Here is a 13,662-nt window from a genome sequence, read left to right as displayed (position 1 = left end):
CGCGGTCGGGAGAGCCCGTGAGGGGCACGGCGAGAGCGCTTGCGCGAGAGGAGTTAGAGCACCATGTCGTTTTTCGAAGCCATCGATCCCGTGTTTTCGACCTATGTCTTCGGCAATGGGCCGGTGAAGCAGCTGGCAACCGGCTTCGACTGGGTCGAGGGCCCGGTCTGGTTCGGCGACCTCAATTGCCTGTTGTTTTCCGATATTCCCAACGACCGCATCCTGCGCTGGTCGCCGGATGGCGGCCTGTCCACCTTCCGCGCGCCGTCGAATTTCTCCAACGGCCAGACGCGCGACCGCCAAGGCCGCCTGATCACCTGCGAACACGGGACGCGCCGGGTGACGCGAACGGAATATGACGGCGGGATCACCGTCATCGCCGACCGGTTCGAAGGAAAGCGCCTGAACTCCCCGAACGACGTCATCGTCGCCTCCGACGGTGCCATCTGGTTCACCGATCCGATCTACGGCATCTTCAGCGATTACGAGGGCCACCGCAGCGCGCAGGAACTGCCCTGCAACGTCTACCGGGTCGATCCCTCGGGCGAGATCCGCGCGATGCTCACCGATTTTCGCTCGCCGAACGGCCTGGCCTTCAGTCCGGACGAACGCCGGCTCTACGTCGCCGATACCGGCCTGCCGCACAGCGACGACCCCTGCCATATCCGCGCCTTCGATGTCGCCGAGGACGGCCGGCTCTCGGGCGGCGCGGTCTTCCATGTCATTTCGCCGGGGGCTGCGGACGGCATCCGGCTCGACAGCGAGGGCAATGTCTGGTCGTCCGCCGGCGATGGCGTACACTGCATCGCGCCGGACGGGCATCTGATGGGCCGCATCCTCCTGCCGGAGCGGGCGTCCAATCTCTGCTTCGGCGGCCGCGAGCGCCATCGCCTGTTCATCACGGCGACGACAAGCCTCTACGTCGTCGCTCTCAACCGCAACGGCGCGCTCTGACGATCCACCTCAGATGCCCGGATCACCGCCTCGGTCTCGCCGCGCGGGCGGGGACGGCCGAGGAAATAGCCCTGCACTTCGCCGAATCCTTCGCGGCGGAGCGCCTGCAACTGCTCTTCGCTCTCCACGCCCTCGGCCAGCGTCGTGGCGTTGAAGCCGGAGCCGATGCCGACGACGGCGCGGATGATGGCAAGGCTGCCGGCATCCGTCTCGATGCTCGACACGAAGCTCTGGTCGAGCTTGATCTTGTCGAAGGCGAAAGCGCGCAGATAGGAAAGCGAGGAATAGCCGGTGCCGAAATCGTCGATGGCGATGCGCAACCCCAGCGCCTTCATCGCGCGCAGGAGCGGCAGGCTTTGCCCGACGTCGGACAGAAACACCGATTCCGTGATCTCGATTTCCAGCCTCTCGGGCGCAAGGCCGCTGATGTCGATCGCCGCGCGCATCGTCTCCAGCAAAGAGGCGTCGCGAAACTGCGAAACGGAAAGATTGACCGCAACCCGCAGATGGGCCGGCCAGAGCGCGGCCGTGCGGCACGCCTCGTTCAGCACCCATTCGCCGATCGGCACGATCAGCCCGGTTTCCTCGGCGACGGGAATGAAGTCGAGCGGCGCGACCAGCCCCCGCTCCGGATGGTTCCAGCGGATCAGCGCCTCGAAACCGGCAAGCTCCGTCCCCTCGATCCGGTAGATCGGCTGGTAGTAAAGCTCGAACTGCCCCTCCTCCAGCGCGCGATGCAGCGCCAGCGTCATCTCGTGACGCCGCTCGGCTCTCAGCCGCATTTCGGGACGAAAGACACGGAAGGTCGAGCGCCCGCCTTCCTTGGCCGCATAGAGCGCGAGATCGGCATCCCGCATCAGTCCGTCGTCGTCGGTCGAGTGATCCGGCGCGCAGGCGATACCGATGCTGCAGGTGACGTGCTCGGCGATACCGTCGAGGTCGAACGGCCGACGAAGCTCCGCCAGCAGCCGGTCGGCCACCTCCTCCGCCGAGCGGCCATCCTGAAGCTGCAGCACGATGGCGAACTCGTCGCCGCCGAGCCGCGCCACGAAATCGCCCGCCCGCACGATGGACAGCAATCGGTCGGCGACCTGGCACAGCAGGGCATCGCCTGCGGCATGTCCCCGGCTGTCGTTGATGTTCTTGAAATGATCGATATCGAGATAGAGCAGCGCCACCGGCGCGTCCGCCGTCGCAAGGCGGGCTGCACGCCGGATGTGATCGCTGAAATGGGCCCGGTTCGCAAGGCCGCTCAGGGAATCGTGCATCGCCATGAAGGCAAGCCGGGCTTCGATCTTGCGCTCTTCGGTCACATCCTGGGAAATGCCGAGCACGTAGCGCAGGCGCTCTCCGTTGCTGGCGGGCAAGGTGCGCTTGGCGGTGTGCAGAATGCGCGTGGTGCCGGCGAGATCCTCGATGGTCTCCTCGAAGGTCAGCGTTCCCTCCGTCTCGAAAGCCCGCCGGTCCTGTTCGCGAAACAGCTCCACCTGGCGCGCGGGAAAGATGCTGCGGTCGGTTTTCCCGGCGATCTCTTCGGGCGGCGTGCCGAATGCGACACTGCAGGCCGCATTGAAGAGCACGTAACGCCCGTCATCCGCCATGTCCTTGACGAAGACCGCAACCGGCAGGTTCTCGATGATGCTGTCGAGCAGGGTCCGCGTTTCGTCGGTCTTCTGGCGGGCGGCATTCACCTCCGTGCGGTCCTGGACGATGGCGAGGATCGCCTGCCGCCCTTCGAACTGCAATTCGCGGCCATAGGTCAGCACGTCGAGCGCCGTTCCGTCGGCCTTCAGATGCGTCCACCGTTCGGCCCGATCGACGTCGCTGCGCGCCGTGACGGCTTCGATCATCCGCTGGCGCTCCCACGGGGGACGGATGTCGAGAACGGTCATCCGGTCGTAGGCCTGCCGGCCGTAACCGTAGAGCGCGACCGCCGCGTCGTTGACGGTGAGAAACCGGTAAGTGCGCGGGTCGTAGATCCACATCGGCGAAGGATGTGTCTGGAACAACATGCGAAAGTCATCCGTCTCCACAGGCAGTCGCGCAGATGCTCCCAAAACGCTTACCATCGAGATATCCCGAACCTTGTGGTCAAACGATAGAAATATCAGTGAAAGCTGAATGAATACAGAATGATAGAAAGTCCAAGGATTAAGCAGACGCCGCAATTTTGTGCATATTATTAGAAAAGACTCCCAAAAGCGATCTCTGCCTCAACATGAAACGGCGGTCAGGACGGAAAAACATTATCCCAGATCGCCTTGGCAAGCTTCTCCGCTCCTCATGGGAACCTGCGGCAGCCGGGCGCATTCCCTCGACGGACGCATCGGCAGATCTCGCTCGCTCTGCATCCCTCACCATGGCCGGGAGACCGCATCCTTTGCATTTCGTTGGACGTATCGCCGAACTCTGGCGCTATCCCGTCAGTTCGCTCGGCGGGGAGCGCGTGGACTGTCTCGACATCGCGGGGGCGGACGATGCGTCGGGCGGCCTCGACCATCCGACCGCTGGCGTTGCCGGCAATCGCGCCTTCCTGCTCTTCGATCCGGAAACCCGCGAGCCCGCGGCACCGGAATCGAGCCCGCGCTGGCGCAAGGCCCTCCACCTCGTCTCGCGCCTGCGGCCGGACGGCATGGCGGAAATCGGTTTTCCCGACGGCGCGTTTCTGGCGGCCGATGCGCCGGACATGGACAAGCGCCTGTCCGACCATTTCGGCTTTTCCGTCGGTCTCGCGGAAACGCGGGGCACAGGCCGAAGCTGGCCCGTCATCGCGCCGCGCTACACGGCAAGCCCGCTCCACATCCTCACCACCGCCTCGATCGACGCCATCCGCGCCAGCGATCCCGCCTTGGCGCTGGACGCACGCCGGTTCCGGCCGGATCTCCTGATCGACACCGAGACCGGACCGGGTTTCGTCGAGAACGACTGGATCGGACGCCGCGTCGTCATCGGCACGCTGGAGATCCGCGTGAGCGAAGGCACGAAGCGGTGCGGCATGACGCTCGTCTCCCAACCCGGCCTGCCGGAACAGCCGGACGTCCTGCGCCATATCCTGCGCGGCAACCGGCGCAATCTCGGCGTCTATGCCGACATCGCCGCCCCCGGTCGCGTGACCGTCGGCGACGAGGTGTGGATCGACCCGTGAGCCGTGTCCGCGGTCGACGCGCTACGCCGCGTTCATATCGAACCCGATCAGGCCGCCCGACCGTTCGCCGTTCACGTCACTGAGGATGGCCGTGGAGACGATGCCACCGAGTTCGTGAGCACTGGTGATGCCCTGAATGAAGGGCAGCTTGTGCAGCAGGAAAGCGATCGACACGCAGTAGAGGTTGCGGTTGACAGGCGCCTCCAGGATCGGACGGAAGACATCGTCGAGATCCACCCCTCCCGTGCGCACCACGGCCGGTGCATCCGGCATGTCGATCAGCACGGACGAAACGGGCGTCGTCGCCTTGCGCACGAAACCGTGCTGGACGAGGCTCGGGAACGGGATATCGCGGGCTGAAAGCGTATGCTGCCCCGTCGCATCGATGAAGGAATCGAACACCTCCCTGCGGCCGTCGAACAGAACGACGGCGCCGCGCTGGACGCTTTCATTGTCGATATCGGAGTCCCGGCCGAGGCGAAGCACCTCCAGCTTTCCGGCACGCCGCAGCGCCAGCAAGCGCCGGATCGACTGGTGCGGCACGGTCGCGTAATCGTCGATGAACACGGTCTTGAAGTGCTTGTGGAAGCGCTTCAGATCGTCCTCGTTGAAATGCGGCACGGCCCGCGCGATGACCTCATGCATCCGCAGGATCGCGTAGCGCCAGCCGATCGTGTGCTGTTCAAGCTCGTTCTTCTCGGCTTCCGCAAGGTTCGCGGCCGCCCAGACGAAGGCGTCGGCCCTCTCCCGGTCTGCGAAATAGGCCGGCGCCAGCGTCTCCACCGTCAGCATCCCCAGTCCGATCCGCGCGGCATAGGCCGGATCGGCCGCGAGCAGCTCGGCACGGAAAAGGTCGAAGATCGGATCGAGCAGATCGCCCCGGCCGCTGGCAACCAGCGCATCCACCGTCTCCGGCGTGCAGATCGACAGCGGTAGATACGGATAGGGACAATAGAAATCCGCTTCCGGCAGCACGCCCTTGCGCGACATCAGCGCGGCGGCGAACGCCTCCGTTCCGGGCGACGGGAAATATTCGAGCGATCCCGCGGCATCGAGATAGAACGCCCCATGCGCGGTTGCGACCGAGATCAGTGCATCGATAGCACTCAAAGACGTGCCGAGAATGCCGACCCGGCCCGGCGGAATGGTCTTCAGCACCGGTGCCGGCCAGGGCGACATGAAATAGCCGGGGCGCGTTTCGGTCGTCTCCGGCCAGTCATGGCCCGTCGCCATCACCACATGGTCGAAAGCATAGTGCTTTTCGCCCTCCGGACCGGTGGCGGTAACGGCGATGTCGGCGGGGTGAAGATCGATATCATCGACCCGATGCAGCGCCTTGATCTCGATGACATGTCCGGCCTTCCGGCCTTCGATCACGCATTGACGGAACTGGTCCTGGAAAAACTCGCCGAGCACGATGCGCGGATAGAAGGAACGTTCGGCGATGGCGCTGCGCGTCACGTTCATGCGCTCGAGCTCCGCATCCGGCTGACGGCGGAGCCAGGTGACGAGCGTCTCGTAGATCGGCGGCAGCTCGATGCTGGCGATATTGGCGAGCATCGCCTGGTCGTTGATATCGGGATGGTAGGGCGTCCCCTTGCCCGGATCGGCTTCGCTTTCGAACACCGTGATGTCGAGCGGCTGCAGGGAGGAGACGAGGCCGTGCAGCGTGTAGATGCCGGTCGGCCCAGACCCGATAATCGCAATTTTGATTGTCATGAAAACACCGGAACTCGACGGTTGTGAAAGAAGGACGTCCGACGGGCGATGAGGCCCGATGTCACGGCCGAGGTCCGGGACGACAGCTAACCAGACGCCGCAGGGAATGTTCCAGAAGAGGTGGCGCCCTGCCGTACGGTGCGCATCCTCCACAAGATAGGGCGGGTGGACAGAAAGGAAGGGATGCCTATGTCCGGCGTGAACGCAAGGAGACTGCACATGCAAAACAAGGCTTTGATCGTAGGCGCCAGCGGCGTGGTCGGAAGCGCCACGGCGAAGGTCCTGGCCGAGGCCGGCTGGACGGTCACCGGGCTCGCCCGCAAACCCGGCCGCCAGCAAAACGTCACCCCGCTTGCCGCCGATCTTCTCGATCCGGCCTCGCTGGCTGCTGCTCTGGCCGATGTCGCCCCGACCCATGTCTTCATCGCCAGCTGGCTGCGCCAGCCGACGGAGGCCGAGAACATCCGGATGAACGCGGCCATGGTGCGCAACCTTCTCGATGCCGTGCGGCCGGCAAAAAGCGTGCGCCACGTCGCGCTCGTCACCGGGCTCAAGCACTATCTCGGGCCGTTCGAGGCCTATGGAAAAGGCACGCTGCCGCAGACGCCGTTTCGAGAGGAGCAGGACCGGCTCGATATCGAGAACTTCTATTATGCGCAGGAGGACGAGGTGTTTTCGGCCGCCGGCCGCGACGGCTTCAACTGGAGCGTCCACCGCCCCCACACCATCATCGGCAAAGCGGTCGGCAATGCGATGAACATGGGAACGACGCTGGCCGTCTATGCCGCGATCTGCCGCGAGACCGGGCGCCCGTTCCGCTTCCCGGGCGTGGAAACCCAGTGGAACGGCCTCACCGACATGACGAGCGCGACCGTGCTCGCCCGCCACATGCTCTGGGCCTCCACGACGCCGGAAGCGGCTAACGAGGCCTTCAACGTCGTCAACGGCGACGTCTTCCGCTGGAGCTGGATGTGGCAGCGCATCGCCGGCTCCTTCGGCATCGAGGCCGCGCCGTTCGACGGCACGGTCCAACCGCTGGAGACGCAGATGGCCGATGACGCGGCGATCTGGCGCAGGATCGCCGAGCGGGAGAACCTCGTGGAGCACGACATCGACCGGCTGATTTCGCCCTGGCACACGGATGCCGACCTCGGCCGGCCGATCGAGGTCGTCACCGACATGTCGAAGAGCCGCCGCATGGGGTTCACCGTCTACCAGCCGACGGACGATGCCTTCGTCAGCCTGTTCGACGAATTGCGCAGCGAGCGCCTGATCCCCTGAACGCGCAGAACGCTCGACAAACAGCACCAGGGCAGCACCAGGGCAGCACCGGGCGTCGAGCATTGTCCGCGCCGCCCGGTGCTGCTAGGGAAAACATGAGGCATCCCTGATGGAGGGATGGCGGAGGTCTGGGAGGACCGACATGAACCAGCAGAAACCGCGTCTCTTTCTGGACGATCTCGCGATCGGCATGGCGTTTACGAGCGAGACCGTCGCGGTCACGGCAGAGGAGATCCGCAGCTTTGCCGGCCAGTTCGATCCGCAGCCCTTCCATCTGGATGACGCGGCCGCGCGGTTGACGCTGTTCGGCGGTCTCGCCGCCAGCGGCTGGCACACAGCGGCGCTGACCATGCGGCTCATCGTGGAAAGCCTGCCCTTCGACGGCGGCCTCATCGGCACCCGCTGCGAGCTGGCCTGGCCGCTGCCGACCCGCCCGGGCGACCGGCTGCGCGTCGAAGGCGAGATCGTCGAGATCACCCCGTCCCGCTCGAAGCCCGACCGCGGCACCGTCGTCACGCACAGCCGGACGCTGAACCAGGATGGTGGTGTCGTGCAGACCCTGACGGCAAGCCTCCTCGTCTTCCGCCGCCCGGCGACGGAGACGCATATGGAAACGAACTAGGCCGTGGACTCGTTATGGCGAAGAGTGAGGCGAACACAAGCCAGCTTGGCCATGGCAAGAAAGGTGACGCCTAACTTGTCATAGCGGGTTGCGATCCGTCGGTAACATTTCAGCTTATTGAAGAAGCGCTCGATAAGGTTTCGTTTTTTGTAAAGCCACGGGCTGAAGACGACTGGTCTCTTTCGGTTAGATTTTGGCGGAATGTTTCCCCAAGAGTGCCTGCTTCTCAACTCTGCGCGTAGCCAATCTGCATCATAGGCTTTGTCAGCAAGCAGCATCCCGCCAGCGGGAATATCATTGAGTAGCTCCCTAGCTACCGTTAGGTCGTGGGCCTGATCAGGTGTAATGGCAATCTTGATTGGCAGTCCTTTGCCGTCCGTAACGGCATGGATTTTCGTTGTAAGGCCACCCCGACTTCGTCCAAGACAGCGATCTTGATGATCCTCTTTCAGCGTTGCCGCCAAATGATGAACCCGAATCGAAGTTCCGTCGATCATCCTGATACTATCATTTCGCGGGCTCGTGACCGCATCCATCAACTTGTCCCAGATTCCAGCCTTCATCCAGCGTCGAAAGCGATTGTAGCAGGTGGTATAGGGGCCATATCGTTCTGGCACATCGCGCCAAGGGACACCGGATCGCAACACCCAGAAAATCCCATTCAATACACGCCTATCATCAACGCGAGGCACACCCCTCGGTTTATTGGGCAGGATCGGCTCTATCGCTCGCCATTCAAAATCGGTAAGGTCATATCGGCTCATGCCTCGTTGAATCATCTTACTGGCGCGACACAAAGCGCAGATTTCATGATCTGGAATGTTATCGATTACCGGACGCGCCCGTATAGATGGAAGCGGGTGAACGCCATCATTGAAGCCACAGAGCACGATAATAGCTGTATCGATGCCGATCAGGCGGAGGAGATATCCCCGCTTGCCGTGATCGATTATGACCGGCGAGACAATGTGTCTGTTCAAGAGGCCATCAACTGGGCGAACGAAGCCCGGTGCCCCGTAACCCTCTACATCTACGACGTGACCGACAGCACAACCGCACAACACTTCGATTCAACGGGAAAACGGTTCCCAGAAACCGATAGCAAAGCGGGTTAATGAGTTCACGGCCTAGCTCTTCTTCGCCGGAGCGGGATGGCACGTCCTGCCCCTGCCCAATGGTGACATCGCGCCTTAAGCGGCAAAGCTCCTCTGCCCGGGCCTTGCCTCCGTCTGCGGATGACGCGACAAGTCCGATGCGTCCGGCGCGCGCTGGGCGGTGCGTCGGTTGAGCTTGAAGACGCTCACCAGCGCGGCCAGGGCGTCGGCCCCGTCGGCCAGGGCCCGGCTGATATCGGTGGTCCGCTCGCTCATGGCCGCATTTTCCTGCGTCATCCGGTCGAGATCGTTGACCGCCCTGTTGATCTCGCGCAGGCCGACCGACTGTTCCTTCGCCGCGGTGGCGATCGCGTCGACATTCTGGTCGATCCGGCGCACGAAGACGTCGATCTCCTTCAGCGCGTCGCCGGTCTTGCCGACGAGACGGACGCCTTCCAGCACCTCCTTGCCGGAATTGGTGATCAGCACCTTGATCTCCTTGGCCGCCTTGGCCGAGCGCTGGGCAAGCTCGCGCACCTCCTGAGCGACGACGGCAAAACCCTTGCCGGCCTCGCCGGCGCGGGCTGCCTCGACGCCGGCATTCAGCGCCAGAAGATTGGTCTGGAAGGCGATCTCGTCGATCACGCCGATGATCTGGCTGATCTCGCGCGAGGCCTGCTCGATCCGCTGCATGGCCGTCACCGTTTCCTCGACCACCGCCGCCGACGCACCGGTCGAAACGCGCGCATTCTGCACCAGCGTGCGCGTCTCCTGCGTATTCTCGGTCGAGGAGTTTACCGTTGCCGTAACCTCGTCCAGCGCGGCCGACGTCTCTTCCAGGGCCGCCGCCTGCTGCTGCGACCGCTCGGCAAGGCTCTCGGCCGCCTGGCGCATCTCCTGGCTGCTGTCGTTCAGCGCGCGGGTCTGGCCGAGCACGTTCGTCAGCGTCTTCTGGAACTCGCCGATCGACGTGTTGAAGTCGCGGCGCAGGCTGTCGAACTCGCCGACGAAGGGCTCGTCGAGCGTGATGCGGATATTGCACTGGGACAGGCGCTCCAGCGCCGCGCCGAGTTCCTCGACGGCATGCATGCGGTCCGTGACGTCGATCGCGAACTTCACCACCTTGAAGACCCGTCCGGCATCGTCGAAGATCGGATTGTAGGAGGCCTGAATGAAGACCCGCTTGCCACCCTTGCCGATGCGCAGGAACTGGTCCGTCACGAAGGTGCCGCGGCGCAGGTCCTCCCAGAACGCCTTGTATTCGGGCGATGCGGCATAGGCCGGATCGCAGAACATCGCGTGATGCCGCCCCGCGATCTCGGACAGGTCGTAGCCGAGGGCGGACAGGAAATTGTCGTTCGCGCGCAGGATCTCGCCCTGCGGCGTGAATTCGATGATGGCCTGCGCCCGCGACAGCGCCATGAGCTTGCCGCCATCCTCCGCGCTCTGTATCTTGGATGCCGTGATCTCGGTCGCGATCTTCACCACCTTGTAGGGCCTGCCGTTCCGCTTGACCGGATTGTACGACGCCTCGATCCAGACCTCGCGGCCGCCCTTGGCCAGGCGCTTGTATTGCTGCCGCTGGAACATCCCGCCGGCAAGCGCGGCCCAGAAGTCCCGATACGCGGCGGACGCGGCTTCCTCCGGGGAGACGAACATGCTGTGATGGCGGCCGACGATCTCGGAGAGGCCATAGCCCAGCGCCTGGCAGAAATTGTCGTTCGCGCTCAGAATCCGGCCCGTCAGGTCGAACTCGATGATCGCCTGCGACTGGCTGATGGCATGAAGAACCGACTTCGCATCGAAGCCGAGAGACTGGGACAGGGGACGCATGGGCTTCTCCGAAGTGCTGCCGGCCAAACCGGCGCGGTGAATTGTCAAAATCCGACATAATCGTAAAGAAAGCTTTGCCTAACATACCGGAATAGGGAAACTTCGCTACCTGCCGCCCCATTGTGCCGGTGGAAAGAGCAAGATTTTCGCATTTGCCCGTTTCATTCGCAGTTTTCTTTCAATCCATCGCGCCTATTTCCTGCGATGAGAGAGCTTGGCCGGCCATCGTGCCGAGACGACCGACATCGCTTCAGAAGGATGCAAGACACCATGAACTGGCTCAAGACCATCGCCACCGCCGCCATTCTCCAGGCCGCTGCCCTTGCACCGGCGCTGGCCGGCGAGAACCTTTCGGCCATCAAGACGGCCGGCGTGCTGAAGATCGGCACGGAAGGAACCTACGCGCCCTTCACCTTCCACGATGCCGGCGGCAAGCTTGTGGGCTTCGACGTCGAGATCGGCGAGGCCGTGGCCGCCAAGCTCGGCGTCAAGGCGGAGTTCATCGAAGGCAAATGGGACGGGCTGATCGCCGGCATCGACGCCGGGCGCTATGATACCGTCATCAACCAGGTCGGCATCACCGACGCGCGCAAGCAGAAGTACGACTTCTCCGAGCCCTATATCGCCTCCAAGGCCGTGCTGATCGTCCGTCAGGACAATGACGACATCAAGGGTTTCGCCGACCTGAAGGGCAAGACCTCGGCACAGTCGCTGAGCAGCAATTTTGGCAAGATCGCCCAGAGCGCCGGCGCCGAACTGGTCGGCACCGACGGTTTCGACCAGTCGATCCAGCTGGTGCTGACGCGCCGGGCCGACGCGACGGTCAATGACAGCCTGTCCTTCCTCGACTTCAAGAAGCAGAAGCCGGACGCGCCGGTGAAGATTGCCGCGGAACAGGAAAATGCCGATTACTCCGGCATCATCATCCGCAAGGGCGAGCCGGAACTTCTCGCCGCAATCAACAAGGCCCTGGCCGACATCAAGGCCGACGGGACCTACAAGACGATCTCCGACAAATATTTCGGCCAGGACGTCTCGCGCTAAACACCGCCTTTTCCGGCAAAGCCTCTTTGCTTCGCCGGCCGGCAATGCGATCTTACACACGGAAAGCATGTCCGGCGAACCCTTGGGGGTTCGCCGGACATGCTTGTTTCGGCATGGCGCCGTTGAGGAGATAACGTGCCGCACTGGCTGCAACTCATGATCGATTCGCTCCCCACGCTTCTGTGGGCGGGTGCGAAGTTTACGGTCCCCCTCACCCTCCTTTCCTTTCTCCTCGGCGCGATCCTCGGGCTGATCACGGCCGTGACGCGCCTGTTCGCGCCGACGCCGCTCGCCCTGATCGCCCGCTTCTATGTCTGGGTCATCCGGGGAACGCCGCTCCTCGTCCAGCTGTTCGTGATCTTCTACGGCCTGCCAAGCATCGGCATCCTGCTCGATGCCTTTCCCGCAGCACTGATCGGCTTCACGCTGAATGTCGGCGCCTATAGTTCCGAAATCATCCGGGCTGTCATCTCCTCGGTTCCCAAGGGCCAGTGGGAAGCGGCCTATTCGATCGGCATGACCTGGAACCAGGCGATGCGTCGCACCATCCTGCCGCAGGCGGCGCGCGTGGCGGTGCCGCCGCTGTCGAACACGTTCATTTCGCTGGTCAAGGACACCTCTCTCGCGGCGGCGATCACCGTGCCCGAACTGTTCCAGTCGGCCCAGCGGATCGTCGCCACGACCTACGAACCCCTGATCCTCTATATCGAGGCGGCGCTGATCTACCTCGCGCTGAGTTCGGTTCTGTCCTCGCTGCAGGTGCGGCTGGAGCGGCGGTTCGCGCGCTATGGCGGCATGATGGAGTCCAACCGATGATCGAGCTTCGCCACATCGAAAAGCGCTTCGGCGATGCCGTGATCCTGAAGGACATCAACCTGACGATCCCCGAAGGCAGCGTGACCGCGCTGATCGGCCCCTCGGGCGGCGGCAAGAGCACCCTGCTGCGCTGTATCAACCTGCTCGAAATCCCGAGCGCCGGCGCCATTCGCATCGGCAGCGAGGAAACGCGTTTCGAAAAGGGCAAGAAGCCGGGCTGGCACGACATCCAGAAGATCCGCCAGCAGACCGGCATGGTGTTCCAGAATTTCCAGCTCTTCCCGCATCGCACCGCCATCGAAAACGTGATGGAGAGCCTGACCACCGTGCTGAAATGGCCGGCCGACAAAGCCCGCACCCGCGCGATGGAGCTTCTGACGAAAGTCGGCATGGCGGAAAAGGCGGAGGCCTGGCCGGCCACGCTTTCGGGCGGGCAACAGCAGCGCGTGGCGATCGCCCGGGCGCTCGCCCCCTCGCCGCGCGTCCTGCTCTGCGACGAGCCGACCTCGGCACTCGATCCGGAGCTTGCGGCCGAAGTGGTGGACGTGCTGGGAACGCTGGCACGCGAAGGCACCACCATGGTCATGGCAACGCATGATCTGCGCCTCGCCTCCCGGCTTGCCGATCAGGTCATCTTCCTCCAGGCCGGCGATATCGTCGAGGCGGGCCCGGCGCGGACGGTCTTCGACACGCCGCAACACCAGCGCACCCGCCAGTTCGTCTCGTCGATCAGCGCGGCCCAGGTTCTGTAAGACCCGAATCCATGCCCGGCGCGCCCTCCATGGCGCGTCGAACCTGCCGGCTGTTGAGATGGAATGCGCGGGTCGTTTCCGATGGCGCAGACGCGATGCGCGCGGCGGCGGCCGCGAGAAACGCATCCCCATGCGCCTCGGCGAACGCGACGCAGACATCCCCGGCCGCAGACGATCCGCGCAGCGTTCGAAACACGTTGCGATGCACGACGAAGCGGTAGCCGCCATCGACATGAAATTCGACGGCGTCGATCTCCCCCCGCCAAAGCGCGCCCAATGCAGGCATGTTTCCCGTGTCTCCCGTACATCCCGTGCCCAAGGTAGCACGCGGACAGAGCCCGGTGGGAGGTCTTCCCTTCGCAAGGCGCGGCGTCTACGGTCCCGCAACCCATCTCTCATGGA

The 13,662-nt window shown here is 63.7% G+C and carries 12 protein-coding genes; 7 read left to right on the top strand and 5 right to left on the bottom strand.

Going from position 1 to position 13,662, the window contains the following annotated elements:
- Nucleotides 1–63 precede the first annotated feature (63 nt).
- The gene (locus C8J36_RS00465; RefSeq protein ID WP_132531411.1) at nt 64–954 is read left to right on the top strand and encodes an SMP-30/gluconolactonase/LRE family protein; all 891 of its coding nucleotides are present in this window, start codon (nt 64–66) and stop codon (nt 952–954) included.
- On the opposite strand, the gene C8J36_RS00460 is transcribed toward C8J36_RS00465, so the two are convergent.
- Nucleotides 918–3,023 (bottom strand): EAL domain-containing protein, encoded by a 2,106-nt coding sequence (locus tag C8J36_RS00460; protein ID WP_132531408.1) that lies wholly within the window; start codon nt 3,021–3,023, stop codon nt 918–920. The genes C8J36_RS00465 and C8J36_RS00460 overlap by 37 nt on opposite strands.
- A 311-nt stretch (nt 3,024–3,334) precedes the next feature.
- Here C8J36_RS00460 and C8J36_RS00455 point away from each other — a divergent pair, with 311 nt between their 5' ends.
- A complete protein-coding gene (locus C8J36_RS00455) occupies nt 3,335–4,099 on the top strand; it encodes an MOSC domain-containing protein (protein ID WP_165914906.1) in 765 nt (254 codons plus the stop codon).
- Nucleotides 4,100–4,120: 21 nt separating this feature from the next.
- Here the strand turns inward: C8J36_RS00455 and C8J36_RS00450 are convergent, their stop codons facing one another.
- Nucleotides 4,121–5,818, bottom strand: a complete 1,698-nt coding sequence (locus C8J36_RS00450) for an FAD/NAD(P)-binding protein (protein WP_132531402.1) — start codon at nt 5,816–5,818, stop codon at nt 4,121–4,123.
- A gap of 219 nt (nt 5,819–6,037) precedes the next feature.
- Here C8J36_RS00450 and C8J36_RS00445 point away from each other — a divergent pair, with 219 nt between their 5' ends.
- Nucleotides 6,038–7,099: an SDR family oxidoreductase gene (locus C8J36_RS00445; protein WP_132531399.1), complete on the top strand. Its 1,062-nt coding sequence runs from the start codon at nt 6,038–6,040 to the stop codon at nt 7,097–7,099.
- A gap of 142 nt (nt 7,100–7,241) precedes the next feature.
- On the top strand, nt 7,242–7,721 hold the full coding sequence (locus C8J36_RS00440) for a MaoC family dehydratase (protein ID WP_132531396.1): 480 nt from the start codon (nt 7,242–7,244) through the stop codon (nt 7,719–7,721).
- Here C8J36_RS00440 and C8J36_RS00435 read toward each other — a convergent pair.
- The gene (locus C8J36_RS00435; RefSeq protein WP_207897449.1) at nt 7,718–8,485 is read right to left on the bottom strand and encodes an IS5 family transposase; all 768 of its coding nucleotides are present in this window, start codon (nt 8,483–8,485) and stop codon (nt 7,718–7,720) included. The genes C8J36_RS00440 and C8J36_RS00435 overlap by 4 nt on opposite strands.
- 426 nt (nt 8,486–8,911) lie before the next feature.
- On the bottom strand, nt 8,912–10,648 hold the full coding sequence (locus tag C8J36_RS00425) for a PAS domain-containing methyl-accepting chemotaxis protein (protein WP_132531387.1): 1,737 nt from the start codon (nt 10,646–10,648) through the stop codon (nt 8,912–8,914).
- A 270-nt stretch (nt 10,649–10,918) separates the two neighbouring features.
- Between C8J36_RS00425 and C8J36_RS00420 the strand changes: the two genes are divergently transcribed.
- From C8J36_RS00420 to C8J36_RS00410, 3 genes are all read left to right on the top strand, one after another.
- Entirely contained in the window at nt 10,919–11,692 is a 774-nt protein-coding gene (locus tag C8J36_RS00420) for an amino acid ABC transporter substrate-binding protein (RefSeq protein ID WP_132531384.1), read from the top strand.
- Between the two features lie 135 nt (nt 11,693–11,827).
- Nucleotides 11,828–12,508, top strand: coding sequence for an amino acid ABC transporter permease (locus tag C8J36_RS00415; protein ID WP_132531381.1), 681 nt, complete (start codon nt 11,828–11,830; stop codon nt 12,506–12,508).
- Complete coding sequence (locus tag C8J36_RS00410; protein WP_062591780.1) at nt 12,505–13,260, top strand: amino acid ABC transporter ATP-binding protein; 756 nt, start codon at nt 12,505–12,507, stop codon at nt 13,258–13,260. The genes C8J36_RS00415 and C8J36_RS00410 overlap by 4 nt, the downstream gene beginning before the upstream one ends.
- Here the strand turns inward: C8J36_RS00410 and C8J36_RS00405 are convergent.
- Nucleotides 13,238–13,546: a hypothetical protein gene (locus C8J36_RS00405; RefSeq protein ID WP_132531378.1), complete on the bottom strand. Its 309-nt coding sequence runs from the start codon at nt 13,544–13,546 to the stop codon at nt 13,238–13,240. The two genes, C8J36_RS00410 and C8J36_RS00405, sit on opposite strands and share 23 nt — an antisense overlap.
- Nucleotides 13,547–13,662: the final 116 nt, after the last annotated feature.

The sequence above is a fragment of the Rhizobium sp. PP-F2F-G48 genome (assembly GCF_004342335.1).
GTDB lineage: Bacteria > Pseudomonadota > Alphaproteobacteria > Rhizobiales > Rhizobiaceae > Ferranicluibacter.
This window is presented reverse-complemented; position numbering and strand designations above follow the sequence as displayed.

Bases quoted from the DNA above. Each gene is read 5' to 3' on its own strand.
- C8J36_RS00410 (WP_062591780.1), top strand. From the start codon at position 12,505: ATGATCGAGCTTCGCCACATCGAAAAGCGCTTCGGCGATGCCGTGATC.
- C8J36_RS00450 (WP_132531402.1), bottom strand. From the start codon at position 5,818: ATGACAATCAAAATTGCGATTATCGGGTCTGGGCCGACCGGCATCTAC.
- C8J36_RS00445 (WP_132531399.1), top strand. From the start codon at position 6,038: ATGCAAAACAAGGCTTTGATCGTAGGCGCCAGCGGCGTGGTCGGAAGC.
- C8J36_RS00425 (WP_132531387.1), bottom strand. From the start codon at position 10,648: ATGCGTCCCCTGTCCCAGTCTCTCGGCTTCGATGCGAAGTCGGTTCTT.
- C8J36_RS00405 (WP_132531378.1), bottom strand. From the start codon at position 13,546: ATGCCTGCATTGGGCGCGCTTTGGCGGGGGGAGATCGACGCCGTCGAA.
- C8J36_RS00440 (WP_132531396.1), top strand. From the start codon at position 7,242: ATGAACCAGCAGAAACCGCGTCTCTTTCTGGACGATCTCGCGATCGGC.
- C8J36_RS00435 (WP_207897449.1), bottom strand. From the start codon at position 8,485: ATGAGCCGATATGACCTTACCGATTTTGAATGGCGAGCGATAGAGCCG.
- C8J36_RS00420 (WP_132531384.1), top strand. From the start codon at position 10,919: ATGAACTGGCTCAAGACCATCGCCACCGCCGCCATTCTCCAGGCCGCT.
- C8J36_RS00460 (WP_132531408.1), bottom strand. From the start codon at position 3,023: ATGGTAAGCGTTTTGGGAGCATCTGCGCGACTGCCTGTGGAGACGGAT.
- C8J36_RS00465 (WP_132531411.1), top strand. From the start codon at position 64: ATGTCGTTTTTCGAAGCCATCGATCCCGTGTTTTCGACCTATGTCTTC.